General features: G+C 42.5%; 15 protein-coding genes, 1 tRNA gene and 1 rRNA gene. 10 read left to right on the forward strand and 7 right to left on the reverse strand.

From position 1 onward, the window contains the following. Positions 1-12: 12 nt before the first annotated feature. On the forward strand, positions 13-1977 hold the full coding sequence (locus NWE95_05260) for a glycosyltransferase (GenBank protein ID MCW4003306.1): 1965 nt from the start codon (positions 13-15) through the stop codon (positions 1975-1977). A gap of 102 nt (positions 1978-2079) precedes the next feature. Here NWE95_05260 and NWE95_05265 read toward each other — a convergent pair whose 3' ends face one another. Next, on the reverse strand, positions 2080-4626 hold the full coding sequence (locus NWE95_05265; protein ID MCW4003307.1) for a PQQ-binding-like beta-propeller repeat protein: 2547 nt from the start codon (positions 4624-4626) through the stop codon (positions 2080-2082). A 148-nt stretch (positions 4627-4774) separates the two neighbouring features. On the opposite strand from NWE95_05265, the gene NWE95_05270 reads away from it, so the two are divergent. The 3 genes from NWE95_05270 (at position 4775) to map (ending at position 6864) form a co-directional block, all read left to right on the forward strand. Next, on the forward strand, positions 4775-5569 hold the full coding sequence (locus NWE95_05270) for a hypothetical protein (protein MCW4003308.1): 795 nt from the start codon (positions 4775-4777) through the stop codon (positions 5567-5569). A 222-nt stretch (positions 5570-5791) separates the two neighbouring features. Next, positions 5792-5869 (forward strand) — tRNA-Gly (locus NWE95_05275). Positions 5870-5961: 92 nt separating this feature from the next. Then, entirely contained in the window at positions 5962-6864 is a 903-nt protein-coding gene (gene map, locus NWE95_05280) for a type II methionyl aminopeptidase (GenBank protein MCW4003309.1), read from the forward strand. Here the strand turns inward: map and NWE95_05285 are convergent. The 3 genes from NWE95_05285 to rrf form a co-directional block, all read right to left on the reverse strand. Continuing rightward, a complete protein-coding gene (locus NWE95_05285; protein ID MCW4003310.1) occupies positions 6861-7283 on the reverse strand; it encodes a DUF4231 domain-containing protein in 423 nt (140 codons plus the stop codon). The two genes, map and NWE95_05285, sit on opposite strands and share 4 nt — an antisense overlap. Positions 7284-7297: 14 nt before the next feature. Beyond that, positions 7298-8401: a DUF1512 domain-containing protein gene (locus NWE95_05290; GenBank protein MCW4003311.1), complete on the reverse strand. Its 1104-nt coding sequence runs from the start codon at positions 8399-8401 to the stop codon at positions 7298-7300. A gap of 84 nt (positions 8402-8485) precedes the next feature. After that, positions 8486-8605 (reverse strand): 5S ribosomal RNA (rrf, locus tag NWE95_05295). Between the two features lie 223 nt (positions 8606-8828). Here rrf and NWE95_05300 point away from each other — a divergent pair. After that, positions 8829-9029, forward strand: a complete 201-nt coding sequence (locus NWE95_05300) for a hypothetical protein (GenBank protein ID MCW4003312.1) — start codon at positions 8829-8831, stop codon at positions 9027-9029. A gap of 41 nt (positions 9030-9070) precedes the next feature. Here NWE95_05300 and NWE95_05305 read toward each other — a convergent pair whose 3' ends face one another. Further along, the gene (locus NWE95_05305) at positions 9071-10285 is read right to left on the reverse strand and encodes a hypothetical protein (protein MCW4003313.1); all 1215 of its coding nucleotides are present in this window, start codon (positions 10283-10285) and stop codon (positions 9071-9073) included. Positions 10286-10471: 186 nt separating this feature from the next. Between NWE95_05305 and NWE95_05310 the strand changes: the two genes are divergently transcribed. The 3 genes from NWE95_05310 to NWE95_05320 all read left to right on the forward strand — a co-directional run bounded on the left by NWE95_05310 (position 10472) and on the right by NWE95_05320 (position 12456). Next, positions 10472-10666, forward strand: coding sequence for a hypothetical protein (locus tag NWE95_05310; protein MCW4003314.1), 195 nt, complete (start codon positions 10472-10474; stop codon positions 10664-10666). 180 nt (positions 10667-10846) lie between these two features. Then, positions 10847-10981 carry a hypothetical protein gene (locus NWE95_05315; GenBank protein MCW4003315.1) on the forward strand — a complete coding sequence of 45 codons (135 nt, stop codon included), beginning with the start codon at positions 10847-10849 and terminating at the stop codon, positions 10979-10981. A 326-nt stretch (positions 10982-11307) separates the two neighbouring features. Beyond that, positions 11308-12456: an aldo/keto reductase gene (locus NWE95_05320; GenBank protein MCW4003316.1), complete on the forward strand. Its 1149-nt coding sequence runs from the start codon at positions 11308-11310 to the stop codon at positions 12454-12456. 25 nt (positions 12457-12481) lie between these two features. Here NWE95_05320 and NWE95_05325 read toward each other — a convergent pair whose 3' ends face one another. Next, complete coding sequence (locus tag NWE95_05325) at positions 12482-12778, reverse strand: DUF424 family protein (GenBank protein MCW4003317.1); 297 nt, start codon at positions 12776-12778, stop codon at positions 12482-12484. 11 nt (positions 12779-12789) lie between these two features. Continuing rightward, a complete protein-coding gene (locus NWE95_05330) occupies positions 12790-13200 on the reverse strand; it encodes a translation initiation factor IF-2 subunit beta (protein ID MCW4003318.1) in 411 nt (136 codons plus the stop codon). A 149-nt stretch (positions 13201-13349) separates the two neighbouring features. Here NWE95_05330 and NWE95_05335 point away from each other — a divergent pair, with 149 nt between their 5' ends. Beyond that, positions 13350-14276, forward strand: a complete 927-nt coding sequence (locus NWE95_05335; GenBank protein MCW4003319.1) for a hypothetical protein — start codon at positions 13350-13352, stop codon at positions 14274-14276. A 39-nt stretch (positions 14277-14315) separates the two neighbouring features. Then, positions 14316-15548, forward strand: a complete 1233-nt coding sequence (locus NWE95_05340; protein ID MCW4003320.1) for a DUF373 family protein — start codon at positions 14316-14318, stop codon at positions 15546-15548. Positions 15549-15603 lie beyond the last annotated feature (55 nt).

The raw sequence follows: 15603 nt of genomic DNA on the forward strand, positions 1-15603 counted from the left end.
TGTAGACTTTAAATGTCAAGCCTTGAAGAAGAAAAGTTCGATGGAATCTTTATAGACACTTCCACGAAAGAGCCACTCGATAAAGAAGGCTTACTTAACCTCCTCAAGATGCACAGAGTAAAAACAAGTTCTGTTGAAAACTCTAACGTCACAATCGAAAATGTCATCCCAACTTTAAGGAAGGCCAAAGTTAAGATACCTGAAACTTTCTTTAAGGATTTAGCTTCAAGGCTGGGGTTCTTTTTTGTAGATTACTTTCATGTGCAAAAAGTATATCAAAAAGAGAATAGAAGAAAGCTGATCACAGTTTTACCTTACGCGGTAATAAGCAAATACAAAGTCATCCCCCTAGAAGTAAACGGCACAGTTGTTGACTTAGCCGTCGACAACCCTTTAGACAAGCGCGTCATGTTTACAATAAAATGTCTGTTTAGCTCTTGGACAATTAACCTTCGTGTGGTCTCCTCTAAAGCTATCGACTGGGCAATTGATAGTATTTACAGTCAAATTCACAAACAAGCGGCAATGCTTGATTTGTATAATCGAACACCCAGTCAGTCAGCCTATAAGGTACTTTATCCCAACCAAAAAATTTTCGTCTTGACTGTGGCATTAATAATTACCGTCTGTGCAGTTCTAAATTCGGCAATAACCGCTATTGTCCTGTTGTCAGCAATCAGTGTCGCTTACTTTATAGTTAACCCGATAAAAATTTACATTTCCATCAGAGGCTTTCGAGGAGCAAGAGTACCAGCAACAATCTCCAAGGCTAACTTGCTACAAATTCCAGATTCAGGTCTTCCAGTTTACACAGTTTTAATCCCTGTTTTTCATGAGGCAAGCGTGCTTGCTCAAAACTTACGCAATATTTACCGCTTGAATTATCCGAGGGATAAACTGGACATAAAAATTCTCATGGAAGAAAAAGATGATGAAACAATTCATGAAGCCAAGCTCTTGGGACTCTTTGGTTCGCCCAAAAAGACGGTAAAGGGTATTCCAAGCGATGAGTACACTGAATTTCTAAAGGTGTTTGACCCCATAATTATCCCAACAGCACAGGTAACAACTAAGCCTCGGGCATGCAACTATGGGTTACTTCGTGCAAAAGGTGAACTTTGTGTAATTTATGATGCCGAGGATAACCCTGACCCTGACCAGCTTAAAAAAGCCGCAATAGCATTTCAGCGTTCATCTGAAGATGTTGTGTGTCTCCAGTCTAAGCTTAACTTCTACAATGCTGATGAAAATTTGCTAACGAAATGGTTCTCGATTGAATATGCCAGTTGGTATGAGTTCTACCTGCAAGGGCTAGATTGGATTGATGCACCTATCCCGTTGGGTGGCACAAGTAATCATTTCCGTAAAAAAGGGCTTGACGAACTGGGCAGATGGGACCCCTACAATGTCACTGAAGATGCCGACATAGGCATCAGACTAGCTAGAAGAAAGCTAAAGACTGAAATGATTGAAACTTACACTTACGAAGAGGCCCCTGTGAATGTTAAAAGCTGGGTTGTCCAAAGGTCCCGATGGTTCAAGGGGCATGTTCAAACCTATCTTGTGCACATGCGTAATCCCAAACAACTCTTTGATGACTTAGGCTTTGCAAAATTCTTCAAATTCCAGCTTACTTTCGGAACAAGCATTTTCATCCCCATCATTAACCCAATACTGTGGATGTTGCTAGGCGTTACTGTGGTTTTACCTTCTGCGTTCGGCTGGCTTATTCCAAGCTATTTGCAACCCCTTTGTCTCTTTAACCTTATAGTGGGCAATCTCTCGTACATTGCAGTCTACATTTTAGCGTGTTTCAAACTTAAGAAGTACCAGTATGTACCATATGCATTGCTTATGCCGCTGTATTGGGCTCTTTTGAGCGCTGCCAGCTGGAGGGGACTAATCCAGTTAATAAAAAAGCCGTTCTATTGGGATAAAACGAGCCACGGTATCTCAAAAGTGAGCCAAACAACCTAATTTCCTTAAAACTCAAAAACCAGTTTTCAGGATTCTTGTTTGTTGTATGAATCATGAAAACAAAGAAAAGAGGAAGGTTGATTTTGGTTTTTGCAGGTTTGTTTAGCGTTTCCTGAGCACTAGGATGATGATTGCTAGTCCGATTACTACGACCGCTATGATGATTCCAGCTGTTGCAGGTAAAAAGTACAAGTCAGCCATCGATTCTTTTATCGGCATTGCTGTAGGAGCAGGCGTTGGTGCATCTTCCACTCCTATGTGGGTTACCGCATAAGAACCATAATAGGACTCAGAGCCTTGGAACGTCGCAATTATAGTGTATGCACCTGGAACTTCAGGAGTGAACATCAACTTGTAAGAGCCGCTAGCATCGCTTGTCGTTGTGCCAACATCGTAGACGTTGTTGTTCGGGTCAAGCACAGTTATGACAACCTTAACACCTGTCGCGTTTGTAGGCTTAATCTGCTGCATGTAGGCGTATTCCATCCATGCTTCCATGCTATCCTCAGATACAGCTGGAAGGCCCTCTGGAAAGCGTGTTGTGATAATGTCCTGTGTCGTGCCGCCAGATGTGTCCATGACCGTACCCTCAACGAGTACGCTGTGGCCATGTACCGCTACCTTCGGAGATACTGAAACTTTGGTGACGGTTGGTCCCTTGCCGAAGCTATATATCTGGTTGTCAAAGCTGTTCCATGAAATCAAGTAGCCGTCGCCTACAGGAGCACAAGTTGTACTGCTGTACTGTAATATTTTCCATACTAGACTTCCATCAGTGCAGTTTATAGCAAGTCGATAGCTTGGATGTAATGGTGGGGTGTACATGATGCCTTCGGAGAGGAATAGTTTTCCATCTGTAATAGTATGTCGATTGTAGCCGAAAATTGGATAGCTTTCAAAAGGAGTGTCATATCCAGCGTCTCCAGCATAGAATGTCCACGCGACCTTTCCTGTTTCAAGGTCGATGGCATTTACGTAGCCGCCGAGGTCAAAGACGTAGACTTTGCCGTAAGCAATTTCACCGTCACGCCAAACAGCACTGTCGCCGCCTCCTTTCAGTTGAACTGGACCCCATTTCATTTGACCGGTTTGTAGACTATAGCCCCACGCTAAATTCCTGTCCTTGTTGTGCATAACATAGTAGCCTTCGCGCGCGCATAGTACACTTGTGTCTTCATATGCGGGTAGTGTTTGGTTTAATGGTCCCCACAGTTTAGCGCCTGTCTTTGCATCGTAGCCTGCGACGTATTGATAGCCCATAGTGGTTCCTTGCCACGAAACCGCGTTGGGTACTTGACGCATAAGTATTACTTCAGGGGTTACTGCAGAAATGCTGAGACTGATGGTGTCACCGTTGAATGTGGTTGGAAGTGGCGTTTTCCATGTTGTCATGCGGGGATCAGAGCCGTTAATGTTACCGCTTACGCGAACGAATGTGCCTGTGGATATCAAGTTGGTGTAGTTGTACATGCACAGATTACCACCAGAAACGTAGTAGCCGACTACTGCTCCCCCAAGATTTGCATCATAATCAATTACCCTGCTTGCACTAATAGTATTAGTAACGTTTGCCAAAAAGTTTCCAGTATATGCATCGTATATTCCCATCCAGTTCGCTGCAGAGGAGAAGGCCCCGCCGGCTCCCGGCGAACTATATAGGAATGCATTTGATCCGAACTCCTGATAGTTATTGTAGTTTACTATTTGGCCCCATGCAATTGTCTCGATGCCTGATTTACCCGCAGGTTTGTCCCACAGTACTTTTCCTGTGTGAACGTCTATGGCTCTCCAGCCTAACAAGTTAGAACCTGGACTGCCGTCATATACATTGTGATAGAGTATTCCGTTGAGGATGCATATTGGGTGGAAGTACGTTTGAATTAGTGAGACCGAACTGTACGCAGTGGATGAATCGCTTTCGATGGGTGATCCTGGTTGGCCTCCGAATTGGGTTGCTTTCGTCCACACGATATGGGCAGAGTTTGGTGCTGTACCAAATGGCCTGACGTTTCCGCTAGCATCGTATGCCCCTTGACTGGCTAATCCAAACCAGTTAGACCCTATTTCTCCCCAGTTCCAGTTAGTTGCATATATTGGGCGCGTCCAGAATTCAGTTGGAAGAGGAGGAGTCTGATATATTGGTCCCACTGCCTCTTCCTTTACTGTCAGAGTCTTTATGTTGCTTTCAGATGGCAACATTTTACTGCCAATCAGTTGTCGGTTATTGGTTCCGATGGTGGTGGGATTAAGTGGATTAGTTCCTGTTAATACTTGCCCAGGGTAAAAGGCTTGCAGAGTGTAATTGCCGACTTTATCGGGTGTAAAGGTAAAGGTTACACCTGCAGCTTGGCTTGCAAGGTATGGTCCATGAGTGGTTTTATGTCCGTCTGGGTCTATTATTTCGAGGGTTACGTCTTCATAGAGATCGCCTGTGGCACCCGAACTTGTGGGTGGGGGTTTACTGAAAGTGATGCCGACATAAACGGTTTGGCCAACGCCTACGGGGTTAGGTGAAGCGGTTACAAATAAGAAGGTTGGCATATCAATTGCCTGTGCGACGTTAATTTGAGTGGCAAGAATAGTTGTTGCAAACAATGTCAACAGCAGAATTAAAGCAATAGTTTTTGAAAGTTTGGTTTTTTTATTCATTTATTTCATCTTCTTTAGTCTATAACAATATAGACGCTCTTTGTTCCTAAGATAGCGCTAATATAATCTTGTCTTAACCTTGTAATAATACAGAAAACGCTAAATTTGTAAACGTAGATAATAACCTTGGCGAGAGGGGGGCAACATCTTGCCTAAAGATGCGGATGTTAACTTATTAGAAAGGATTGGGTTGACGCGCGCTCAAGCACATGTATATCTAACACTTGGTAGAATAGGGAGCGCAGACGCTCTTACAATTTCGCGGCAGACAAAGATTCCACGAACTGAGACGTATAGAATACTTGACGAGTTAGAAGAGACAGGCTTAGTTGAGAAGCATTTGGCTGTTCCCTACCTTTATGCAGCTACACCGATAAGATCAGGGACAGAATCACTTCTGATAAGGAAGTATGACGAATATCAGCGGAATCTACGAGAATTAGATAAGTTCTTAGCTAGTTATGAAAAAATCGAAAAAAAGCAAGATGCAATTCAACCTAAAATCACAGTAAGTAAAGGCAAACAGAAATTGCTTAGTGTATTGAAATACAGTATGGATAATGCTTTGAGCACAGTCGTTTTTGTGTCTCCTATGAAAAGATGGCTACTGATTTATGAAAATTGCCAAGATAATATTAAAAAATCGCTAGAAAGGGGAGTTATTTGGCGCGGGTTATTAGAAACAAATGATAATGGTAATAATGATTTGGATAATATACCTGCGCTGCAACAGCGAACCAATTTGGAATTGAGAATGGTCAGAACTATATCTGGAAAGAACTTTGCAGTGTTTGATAAGAGAGAGGTAGCTTTCAACTACTCTCCCGGAAGACCCTTAAACGAGGCAGTGACTCTATGGACCAACCACTCGAATTTGGTGGCTATTTTCGAAGAGCATTTTGAGACCCTATGGAAAAGAGCAGAGCACCTAATAATTGCTTGAAAAACTACAAGTTTTGAAGCACTTGTGAGGAAGAACTTAACGCGCAAAAAACCACCGATACCTCTAATATAAAGCAAGTATGCTCAGCGTCAACAATAGTACATGACTAAGTATAACCAAAAAGCACATAAATATCAGCGCAGTCTATCAAAACGGCGACTCATCATCAGGGGTGCGCATCACCCAAATGGTGGTCGTAGTCCAATAGGAAACCATGGAAAGGCGGTCGTAGTCTAGTTTGGTCTAGGACATCAGCCTGCCACGCTGACGACCCGGGTTCAAATCTCGGCGACCGCACCACTAAATTTTACCCACCTTTTTGATTAACATTTTTAGGTTAGGCATTTAAGGATGCAGTGCATTAAGCAAACCCATAACATTAGTGATTTAACATGCCGTATGACAGGGAAGCACTCGAAAAATTCCGCCAATCAGGCAAAATCCTGCGGGAAACACGCGAAGAAATGAGATGCATCGTCGAGGAAAACATGCTTGCCATAGACATTTGCGAAAAAATAGAAGGGCTTATCCGCAAAAAAGGTGGCAAACCAGCGTTTCCCGTCAACGTCAGCATCAATGAGGTTGCGGCGCATTATACTTCACCGCCCGATGACACTTTGCGGATTCCTGAAGGCTCCACTGTTAAAGTGGATTTAGGAGTTCACATCGATGGCTACGTGACAGATACGGCATTCACGGTTAGCTTTAACGCTGAAGGCAGAGCCATGGCAACAACCGCTGAGTATGCATTGCAAACTGCAATTGATAACATTCATGGCGGTATGACGCTGGGTAAAATCGGCGGTTTAATCGAGAATGCTGTTAGAAACCGCGGTTACAAACCCATAAATAACTTAACAGGGCACTCAGTTGGCAGGTACCTCATTCACGCGGGCACATCCATCCCAAATGTGTCACAAGTATCCCTTACCAAAGTTCATACAGGTGAAATCTATGCCATAGAACCCTTCGTCACCCTGCCAGACGCCGTCGCGCATGTTGATGACAGCCCAGTAACAACCATTTACCGCTTGGTTAAAGCTAAATCAACTAAGAGTTTGTCTGCAAAAAAACTACTCAAACACATTGAAACTAACTTTAGAACATTGCCCTTTGCTGAGCGCTGGCTCGTTGGCGTTGTGCCCCAAGAGTTGCATAAAGCGGCGTTTAAGGAATTGCTTGCTTCAAAATCAGTTATGAGCTATCCTGTTTTTGTTGAGGTTAGCAAAAAGCCTGTGGCACAAGCTGAACACACAATATTGATAAAGGATGATGGGTGTGAAGTGCTGACCTAAAAAGAATAGGTTTTTTCTTTTTCTTTAACTTCTTTGTAGATGGCAGTAATCATCTGCTTTGTTTCTGGGCACTTCTGGCATGGTTCCAACTCTTTAAAGACGTAGTCGCCGCGTTGGAATTCACGGACATTTTTTGTACCGCACTTTTTACATTCAATTGTAGTCATGACTTTAGGAATCTCGATTTTCATTTCGGAAGCCTGCCTTTTTGATTGATAGAACGTGAGTACGGACATGACTATGGCAATTAAGCCGATGGCAGAGAGTATGGCTGCGGCGAAGATATCGCCTGTGAGGTAGGCGTTGCTTGCGAGGAGCAGTGCTGCTATAGAGAGACCTATGACGACGATTACTATTAGCGTCACCATGTTTGAGATTTTTGCGGTTTGAGGTGAAGTTTGGTTTTCCTTTTGCGCCATGATATTTCGCCTCATCACTGCCCCACTCCTATAGAGTTGCCTACGCCAACGATTATGACTTTGTCTCCCTCTTTGGTACGTTCCAGTATAACAGATTTAACACGGTCAATGACTTTATCGGCTGCATCATTGATTTCTTTGCGCATCGGTGAAACCGCGTCACCAATGTCTTCTTTAACTATGACAGCGTTAATTGGAATATGATATTTTGTTAACTTTTCTTCTATTTTATACTGGTCCACGCCAGGTCCCCCAATTGCTGCGCCGATGCCTTCAGAGACTTCACCGACGGTCTCGCCTTCCAGTTTCAAACCAGCGTCAATCATTATGACGTTTGCGATTTTTCCCTCGTTTTCTTCAATGACTGCTTCAACAGCGTCTCCTGGTTTGCCAACGTTCCCGCCTGGGCCTTCAGCTTTTATGACAATGGCTGTTCGCCCTTCGATTGGAACAGTCGCCATAACGCAGTCTTTAGGGAGTGCGCGTATTTCATACCCGTGCATAAGTTTTGAGGCTACAAGTGGTCCGACACCGTCGCCGATTGGTTGCCCATATGCGAATGCTTTGAGTGCACTTGCGTATGCTTCAGCTTCTTTCATTACCAGGGGGAGGATCATTTGTAGTTGCATGATGACGTAGAGGCTGAGGGTTTTTTTGCCTTGTATATAATAGTGGCGAACAACCTTGTAGATGAAGTGAAGCGCCATAGCTGCTTCAAGCGTATTTTCCAGATTGTTTATTTGAACTGGGTCGCTTGCAGGTGCCATGAGTTTGACTTCATCTTTTAGTCGTTCATCTCTAACGTCTAGGATGTGGTCAAGTTTGTAAACGATTCCTGAGGGATCCATGCTTTGTGGACTAATTGTGAAATAGTCCAGGTAGCGGTCAACTCGTGCTGATGGGTCAGTGGTTGGTTTACCTATTTCTTTTATGGCTTCTATAGTGATTTTTCTGCCTTCATCCTTGATAAATCGTAGTTTGTGCAGGGAATTTTCTACTTCTCGAACCATAACCCACATTTGGATTCTTTGACCGTAGAAGATGAATACTATGAAGAATAGGTACATGACTAAGCTTAGCATCTGCGTTATTGAGTCGCTTCCTGGGATAAGGCTCACTTTTAAACACCACTTCTTTTTCAAAACTATTAATGGTCATTTATAAGGCTATGCTAACTATCTCTTGAATTGTGAATATTAATAGGCTGCCAGCTTTCCCAGGTTCGCGGGGCCTAAGACCACACTACAGCTGGAAACGGAGCACGGTTTAACTTCTGAGTTCGGAATGGGATCAGGTGGAACCCGTGCCCTTTGACCGGCAAACCCAGCATTACTGATGTTCTTTCCTTTATTAACTTTTAGTTTTTTGCGTGTTTTTTGGTTGGAGGAGTAAGTGCTTTTGAGGTTTGTAATGTGTTGTTATTGTTTTCAGCAAGAAGGCAAGGCGAATTTTTTGATGCTGTTGCGGTACAGTCACAAATTCTTAAAAGCAGTTAACCTTAACATGCTGTAGCATGAAACAACTTGGTTTAGGGAGGTGTAATTTGTGCCAGAAACATCAATTAATATAACAGAGAAGCTCCAGCAGATGGGTCAAACTGCTCAGGAATACAAAGAGGCAATTATTAATCAGTTCAAGGACATGGAAGTAGAAGTTAAGGATTGGAATTTTTCTGTGGGAAAAACAGGCGAGGAGTACACTGTTGAGGTTAACCTTAAGATTGGCATACGGTCTAAGAAGCCTTAAACAGTGATACAAAGCTTTCTTTTCTTTAGTTCGGTGATTTTTTAGAAGCTTGTTTGGTTCCAATAGTAAATTTTGGGATATTTGCCTTGTATGGGTAATGTTGCGTCTTCATAGATGATGTCTAAACGTGAACCGTATTGTTCCAGCAGTTTGTTTAGGTTTTCCCATATTAAGGCTGATTTCTCGTCTGGACCCCAAAAACCCCAAATCTTGTCATCTTCATGTCTCATTGCCCAACCATAATCCTTAGGCAAGACCAGTACTGCTTGCGCTTTAACTGCGTTCGGAGTTGAGCGGGTTATGTCTTGTGTCCAGAACTTTTCTAATGCATCAAAGTGCTCTTGTGTCATGGTGCCGTAAGGGTTGCCGGTAGCGTTATCGAAAGCTAAATCGAAGATTAGTATGTATTTTGCTCCTGCGTTGTAGACCGTTTTCAATTGGTTGTAGATGTTTTCGCCTGTGTCTAAATATGGAGGTTCATAATACTTCCAAGTTATGATTGCACCCCAATCTTTGTTTTGCATGGTTGCTGCTCCGCGAATCTGTGCGATGTCTTGGTCTAGGCTATGATTCCACCCGACTTGCGCAAGAACAGTGTCGTATCCTCCGAGATAGTCATACCAGAAGAGTGCGTAATCTGAAGTGAAAGTTCTTATCGTGTTATTTTTCAATTGGATATGTCCAGGATTATTTTCTACGAGATGGTTAAACCATTTGGCTTCTCGTGTGTAGTTTTGTGGGTTTGTATTGTTTTCTTTTTGTAGTTCTTTGTAGATTTCTTTAAGGGTACCTGATAAGTGGTTCTTGTTCTGTTCAAAGAATTCTGTCCAATTATAATCCGTGTGAATACCTGCTGGTTCGTCATCAAAGTATGCGCCTAAGAACTTGTCGCCGTAAGCGCTCTTGCAGAAGTTGAAGAATTGCATGCGCCTACTCCAGTCAAATCTGTCCCATGAACCCATGTTCACTATAATGTTTAACCCTGCGTCTACTGCGTAGTCGCAGAGTTCTCGAGACGCGGTTTCGTTTAGGCTGATGCGGTTCACGCCTGAATCTAGAATAAAGAGGTTGGTGTATGCTTTTGTTTTGTCGATGATGAGTTTGGCTTGAGTTGTGCTGTTGCCTCCGTATGCAACTCCTACGTATACTGGGTCGCTTTGTTGTGGGTTGTTGCTTGTGTATGAAACGAGCAGGGAGGTTGATGCTGCAAGTATGATGATAACTAGTGTTAATGTTAAGATGCGTGCCCGTTTCATTTGTTTTTATGCTCTCCTGTTAGATGGTGCGCTTTTTTGCTCCCTTTTTTTATGTCAAATAGTGGGTTTGAGTGAATATTAATTGTTCTATGTTGCGTGTTTTGTGTTGTTGGGGTTTTTGTACCAAAACAGATAAAAACTTGGTTTCGCATCCATCACAGCGAACCAAACAGAAGGATAACAAATATGCCATCTGAAATTACTGATGTTGAAAAGTTTGTGGCGATGAGTGCCAAAGCAAAAAGATGCCAAGTAAAACGGCTAAAAGACACTGTTAAGCTAAAGCTTCGCACACCAAGCCACCTCTACACGCTCAAGATTGAGCCTTTGAGAGCTGACGAGATTATTAAGAAGTTGCAGTGCGAGATTAAGGAAGAATAAAACGCTTTTTTTCTTATCAATAGTCTGTTGATAACGCGATTTTTTTCTATAGCCCCTTATAAATACTAATAATTGGTGCTACGTGTGTGAAGGGTCAGTTGGGTAGGCGCTGTATATACGCAGCTTTGTTGCTCTGCCGCAGACCTACCCCCTATATAAAGCGGTTCGTGCGGTGGGTGGTTGTGGCGGTTTTACTACGACCATCAAGGAGCTAACTATCGCGGTACTTGGGAGTTTTACTACGACCAACCCATGAGAGCAACAGCAACCGCAATGGTCGTAGTAACGGATGGTCGCAGTAAATCAACATGCTAATGGCTTGAAAAAGCGCCAATAGCACCTACCCCCTATAGGTTTCTGCAATGAGTTTCTAATAGGCGGCAAATAGGCAACCTACCCCTCTATAGTTTCAACATAGAACCACGAATAGGCTCTAAATATGCTCACGTAACCTACTGCAGGATTCAACATAGAACCCTAACAGGAAACAAATATCCTGACCAATTATTGTTGCAACTTTTACGTGATATGGATTTTAGTTTTGTAGATTGTAACGAAAGTGTTTGCTGGTGACCCTTTGTCGTTTTTTGTCTACACTAAAGGTTTTAATTCTATCCATGGCTTTTAGTTTTGGTGTTTTAGTGCAGTACCGTTCTTTTGGGAAACTTGACTGGAAAGTTTCCGCACTGGGCTTTGGTACTATGCGCTTGCCAATAATTGGTAATAACCAAGCCAATGTCAACGAAGCAGAAGCTATAGCCTTAATCAGGTATGCTGTTGATGAAGGTGTAAATTATGTTGATTCAGCTTTCACTTACCACGACGGTAACAGTGAAATAGTCATCGGTAAGGCATTGGCAGGCAAATATAGAGGCAAAGCGAAAATTGCAACCAAAATACCTGTGTTTTCAGTTAATCGCAGAGAGGATTTGGACAGAATTTTAAACCTGCAGATGAAGCGACTGAACACTGATTTCATCGATTTTTACCTATTCCACAGCCTAACGAAAACTTTATGGAGTAAAGTGCTCAAGTTGGAAATGCTCGAGTGGGCAGAGCAGCAAGTGAAAAAAGGCAGACTTGGCTATTTAGGATTCAGCTTCCATGATGAGTTGGAAGTTTTCAAAGAAATAGTTGATAGTTATGATAATTGGACTTTGTCTCAGATACAGTACAACTACTTAGACGAGAACTATCAAGCAGGAAGAAGAGGCTTGAAATACGCTGCGTCAAAGGGCTTGGCTGTCGTGGTAATGGAGCCTCTTGCTGGAGGCTTGTTGGCTGTTAATCCACCAGTTGAAATCCAAGAAGAATGGCAAAAAGCTGACGTAAAACGGTCTGCACCTGATTGGGCTTTGCAATGGGTTTGGAATCACCCAGAAGTCTCAGTAGCATTAAGCGGTATGAATACGATGCAACATGTTAAAGAAAACCTGCAGAGCGCATGCCACTCGGGTCCAAACACATTAAACCAAAACGAAATTGCACTACTGTCCAAGTCGCGGAAGCTTTACCTCAAACAAGGATACATCGGTTGTACAAAATGCTACTACTGTATCCAATGCCCTCAAAGCATAGACATTCCATTAACTTTAGCATTCCTAAACGTGTATTCGACTAAACGGAGCGAGACGCAAGCGCAAAGTAAAATAAAGCAAGAATACGCTAAGAATGTACCACCCGAAAAGAGGGCAAGCAACTGTCTACATTGCGGTCAATGCGAAGCAATCTGCCCCCAGCATTTGCCCGTTCGCAAACTGCTCTATGAAGCCGCTTTATGTTTAGAATGATTTGAAGCAACTCAGCATTATCTGATTAGAGTTTGACTATTTGAGCGTGCGGAATGCCTTCTATCTTTAGAACTGCCTCAGGGTGCACGTATCCTTCTTTCATTGCTTTTTCAACACAGTTCTTGCCGACAAGGTTAACTATGGTTGAATTGCCGATGAGCCCAACAGCTTCTTCAACGCTTGCTTTTCTACCCTTATAGAACTCGTCTTTTATATGGAAGACAATCTTGCCTTCCCGCAATGTTTTACCCAACAGGTCGCAGTCGCAAATCGCTAAGACCACGTTTTCACCGATTTTTTTGAGATTAAGGTAAACTTCCAACACCGACGCTCTCACAATTGTTTTATAGCTGATTTTGCCCCACAAGCGTTGCATACCAAGAAAGACAAGCGTTTTTCTTTAACTACACGCGTATCGGGACGCTTGCAAACAGGACAAGTAACATAACTCTCTAAATATCGCTGTAGTAACCTCTCAAAACTTTCCCGCTGGAACTTGCCTTGAAAAATGGCTCGTGAATCCTGAAATGTAGCGGCGGTAGCCATTTCTCTGGTCAAAAACTTTAAAACATGTTGTGGATCACGGTCTAAGGCGTCAGCTAGTTCCTTAAAGTTTGAAATTATAGTTCGCATGCCGACAGTATTTACAAGCAATCGTGGGAGTTCTAACCGCTCACGTTTCTCAGAAACCTCAGGCATCTGAGCACAGGCACGCTTGAGTAATTCATCATAGTTAAACGTCATTGTTTCAACTCACCCAAACATGGTAGTAGCATATATTTAAAATTATTACAGAAAAAACAGAATTAATATGATTGCCATTTTTATGGTAAATCAATATAAATTCGAAAGACAACAACCATAACATTAACTGACTCAATTGAGGTAGACTCGTGACCGAGCAACAGAAAACCAATCAGATAGCAAATATTAACCAGCAGATAAAAAAATTAAGAGAGCAAATCAGCGAAGCTAATGCTGAAATCAAAAAAATCGTTGAAAAAAGAGACAAGTTGCATGAGAAAATCAGAAACACAAGGCAAGAAATTAACCAACTAAAGGCTGAACGCGATGACTTAAACCAGAAGGTAAAGCTACTTAAAGAACAAAGAGACGCAGTTAGGGTGCAAACTGGTCCAATCATGGACGAAATAAAGGTTCTTAAAGAGAAAATCAGTGAACTTAAAAAGAAATTGCCGCGTGATAGTCAGAAAAGATTGCAAGCAGAGCTTGATGCTATCGAATGGAAGATACAGACGACTTCTCTGGACTTGCAAGAGGAAAAAGAACTCATAGAAAATGTGAAACAACTTGAAATACAACTCAGCGGTTACAAGAAAATCGATGCTAATTACCAAAAAATCAGGGAACTGTTGGAACACCGCAAAACATTTGATGCACAAGCGGAAGTGTATCATAAGGAATTAAGTGAATTAGCCGAGAAAAGCCAAAAGTTGCACGCCATAATGATGGAAAAAGTAAACTCCACTAAAAAAGACAAAGCGGAAGCCGACAGCTTGCATCAAGCATTCGTTAATGCAAAGCAAAAGAACAATCTTTTGTATGAGCAGATTAAACAATTAATGAGTCAATCAATGGGTCTTAAGGTCACAATCAGGACAGAAAATCAAGCTAAGAAAGCAGAGGAAGAAGCTAAAAGAAAAGAAGAAAAAGCCCAACGGGCAGCTAAAGAGCAGGAATTAAAGGAGAAGATTGGTTCTGAAGCTAGAGAGAAACTGCAACGTGGAGAGAAAGTCAGCTGGGACGAGTTCCAACTGCTTATGGGCGATGAAGAAAATGATTCAGAAACGCAAGATTAAAGTTAAGTAGATAATGTATTAAAGGAATAGACGATTTGAATGGTTAAACAGGAAACGCACCAACAAACGCAAAAACGTATTCTCATTTTATGTGTCGATAGAGATGGCGATTTAGAAATGAAAGCAGGCATAAAGACGCCGCTTCTAGGAAGAACCGCCAATCTTGACAGTGCAGTTTCCCTAGCCCTCAAAGACCCCGAAGAGCCAGACGCTAACGCAATGTTTGAAGCAGTCCGCCTCTATGACAGGTTACAAAACGAGAAAACGCTCGACGAAATCTTCGAAGTAGCCACCATTTCTGGCTCAGAGTTAGGCGGCGTTAGCGCGGACAGAAAACTGGTTTCAGAACTCAACAATCTGCTGGAATCTTTCAACGCCAACGAAGTTATTCTGGTTTCTGACGGTTATTCTGATGAGGCAGTTTTGCCGCTGGTGGAATCAAGAGTGCCCGTTTCTTCCGTGCGACGTATAGTGATTAAACACAGTGAATCAATCGAAGAAACAGCCGCTGTATTCACAAAGTACATCCGTCTTTTAATCGATAACCCCAAATATGCCCGTGTAGCATTGGGGTTGCCAGGTCTTTTGGTTTTCATTTTTGGTGTGCTTTGGGGTATTAACTATTTCATTCCTGGCGCTATTTTGTGGTATGGTATTGCCATCGTTATTATTGTAGGCGGTTTCTTGCTTCTCAAAGGATTCGGCGTGGACAAAGCAACCAAAGACTTTTACAAGTGGGCAAAAGAATATTCCCCACCGCCGCTTCCAGTTCAAATTTCAAACTATACTATAATTGCAGGGATACTTTGTGTTGCAGTGAGTGTTTACCTTGGTATCGCAAGCGTTAACGGCAGTGTTGTATTCCCCTCTGATCCAAACGCTTGGTTGGGTATCGCTCCAGCAATCGTTTCATACTTCCTCAGAGGTGTCCAAACGTTGTTAATCATTGGTTTAGTCATTGTTTTGTTGGGTAGAAGTATCAGATTATATATAGAAAGAGATTCGAAACTGCTTCGCAATATTGCATTAATCATTACTGTGGGTTGGTGTTGGTGGATTATAGAGGGAACAGCAAACTTGATTTATCATTACTATCAAAAACCATCCTCGGCAATCGGGTTAAACGAGCCTTTCTTCCAAGCTTTCCTATTTACGATTATTGTGGGGATACTCATCGGCATCGCCTCTATTCTGGTAATTTACATAATTAACAGGTCAACTAGGGGCTTCTTTAAGAAGAACCAAGAAGAGCAAGAAATCTCAGAACTCTAAGAAAGCACGTTGACCTGATTTTTTCTTGCTGTATTTACAGTAAGCTTTAATTGAA

This window comes from Candidatus Bathyarchaeota archaeon (assembly GCA_026014725.1).
Lineage (GTDB): Archaea > Thermoproteota > Bathyarchaeia > Bathyarchaeales > Bathycorpusculaceae > Bathycorpusculum.

Excerpts from the sequence above, each read along its gene's own strand:
- NWE95_05330 (MCW4003318.1), bottom strand. The coding sequence starts at position 13,200 with ATGACGTTTAACTATGATGAATTACTCAAGCGTGCCTGTGCTCAGATG.
- NWE95_05285 (MCW4003310.1), bottom strand. The coding sequence starts at position 7,283 with ATGGCGCAAAAGGAAAACCAAACTTCACCTCAAACCGCAAAAATCTCA.
- NWE95_05260 (MCW4003306.1), top strand. The coding sequence starts at position 13 with ATGTCAAGCCTTGAAGAAGAAAAGTTCGATGGAATCTTTATAGACACT.
- NWE95_05265 (MCW4003307.1), bottom strand. The coding sequence starts at position 4,626 with ATGAATAAAAAAACCAAACTTTCAAAAACTATTGCTTTAATTCTGCTG.
- NWE95_05305 (MCW4003313.1), bottom strand. The coding sequence starts at position 10,285 with ATGAAACGGGCACGCATCTTAACATTAACACTAGTTATCATCATACTT.
- NWE95_05310 (MCW4003314.1), top strand. The coding sequence starts at position 10,472 with ATGCCATCTGAAATTACTGATGTTGAAAAGTTTGTGGCGATGAGTGCC.
- NWE95_05340 (MCW4003320.1), top strand. The coding sequence starts at position 14,316 with ATGGTTAAACAGGAAACGCACCAACAAACGCAAAAACGTATTCTCATT.
- map (MCW4003309.1), top strand. The coding sequence starts at position 5,962 with ATGCCGTATGACAGGGAAGCACTCGAAAAATTCCGCCAATCAGGCAAA.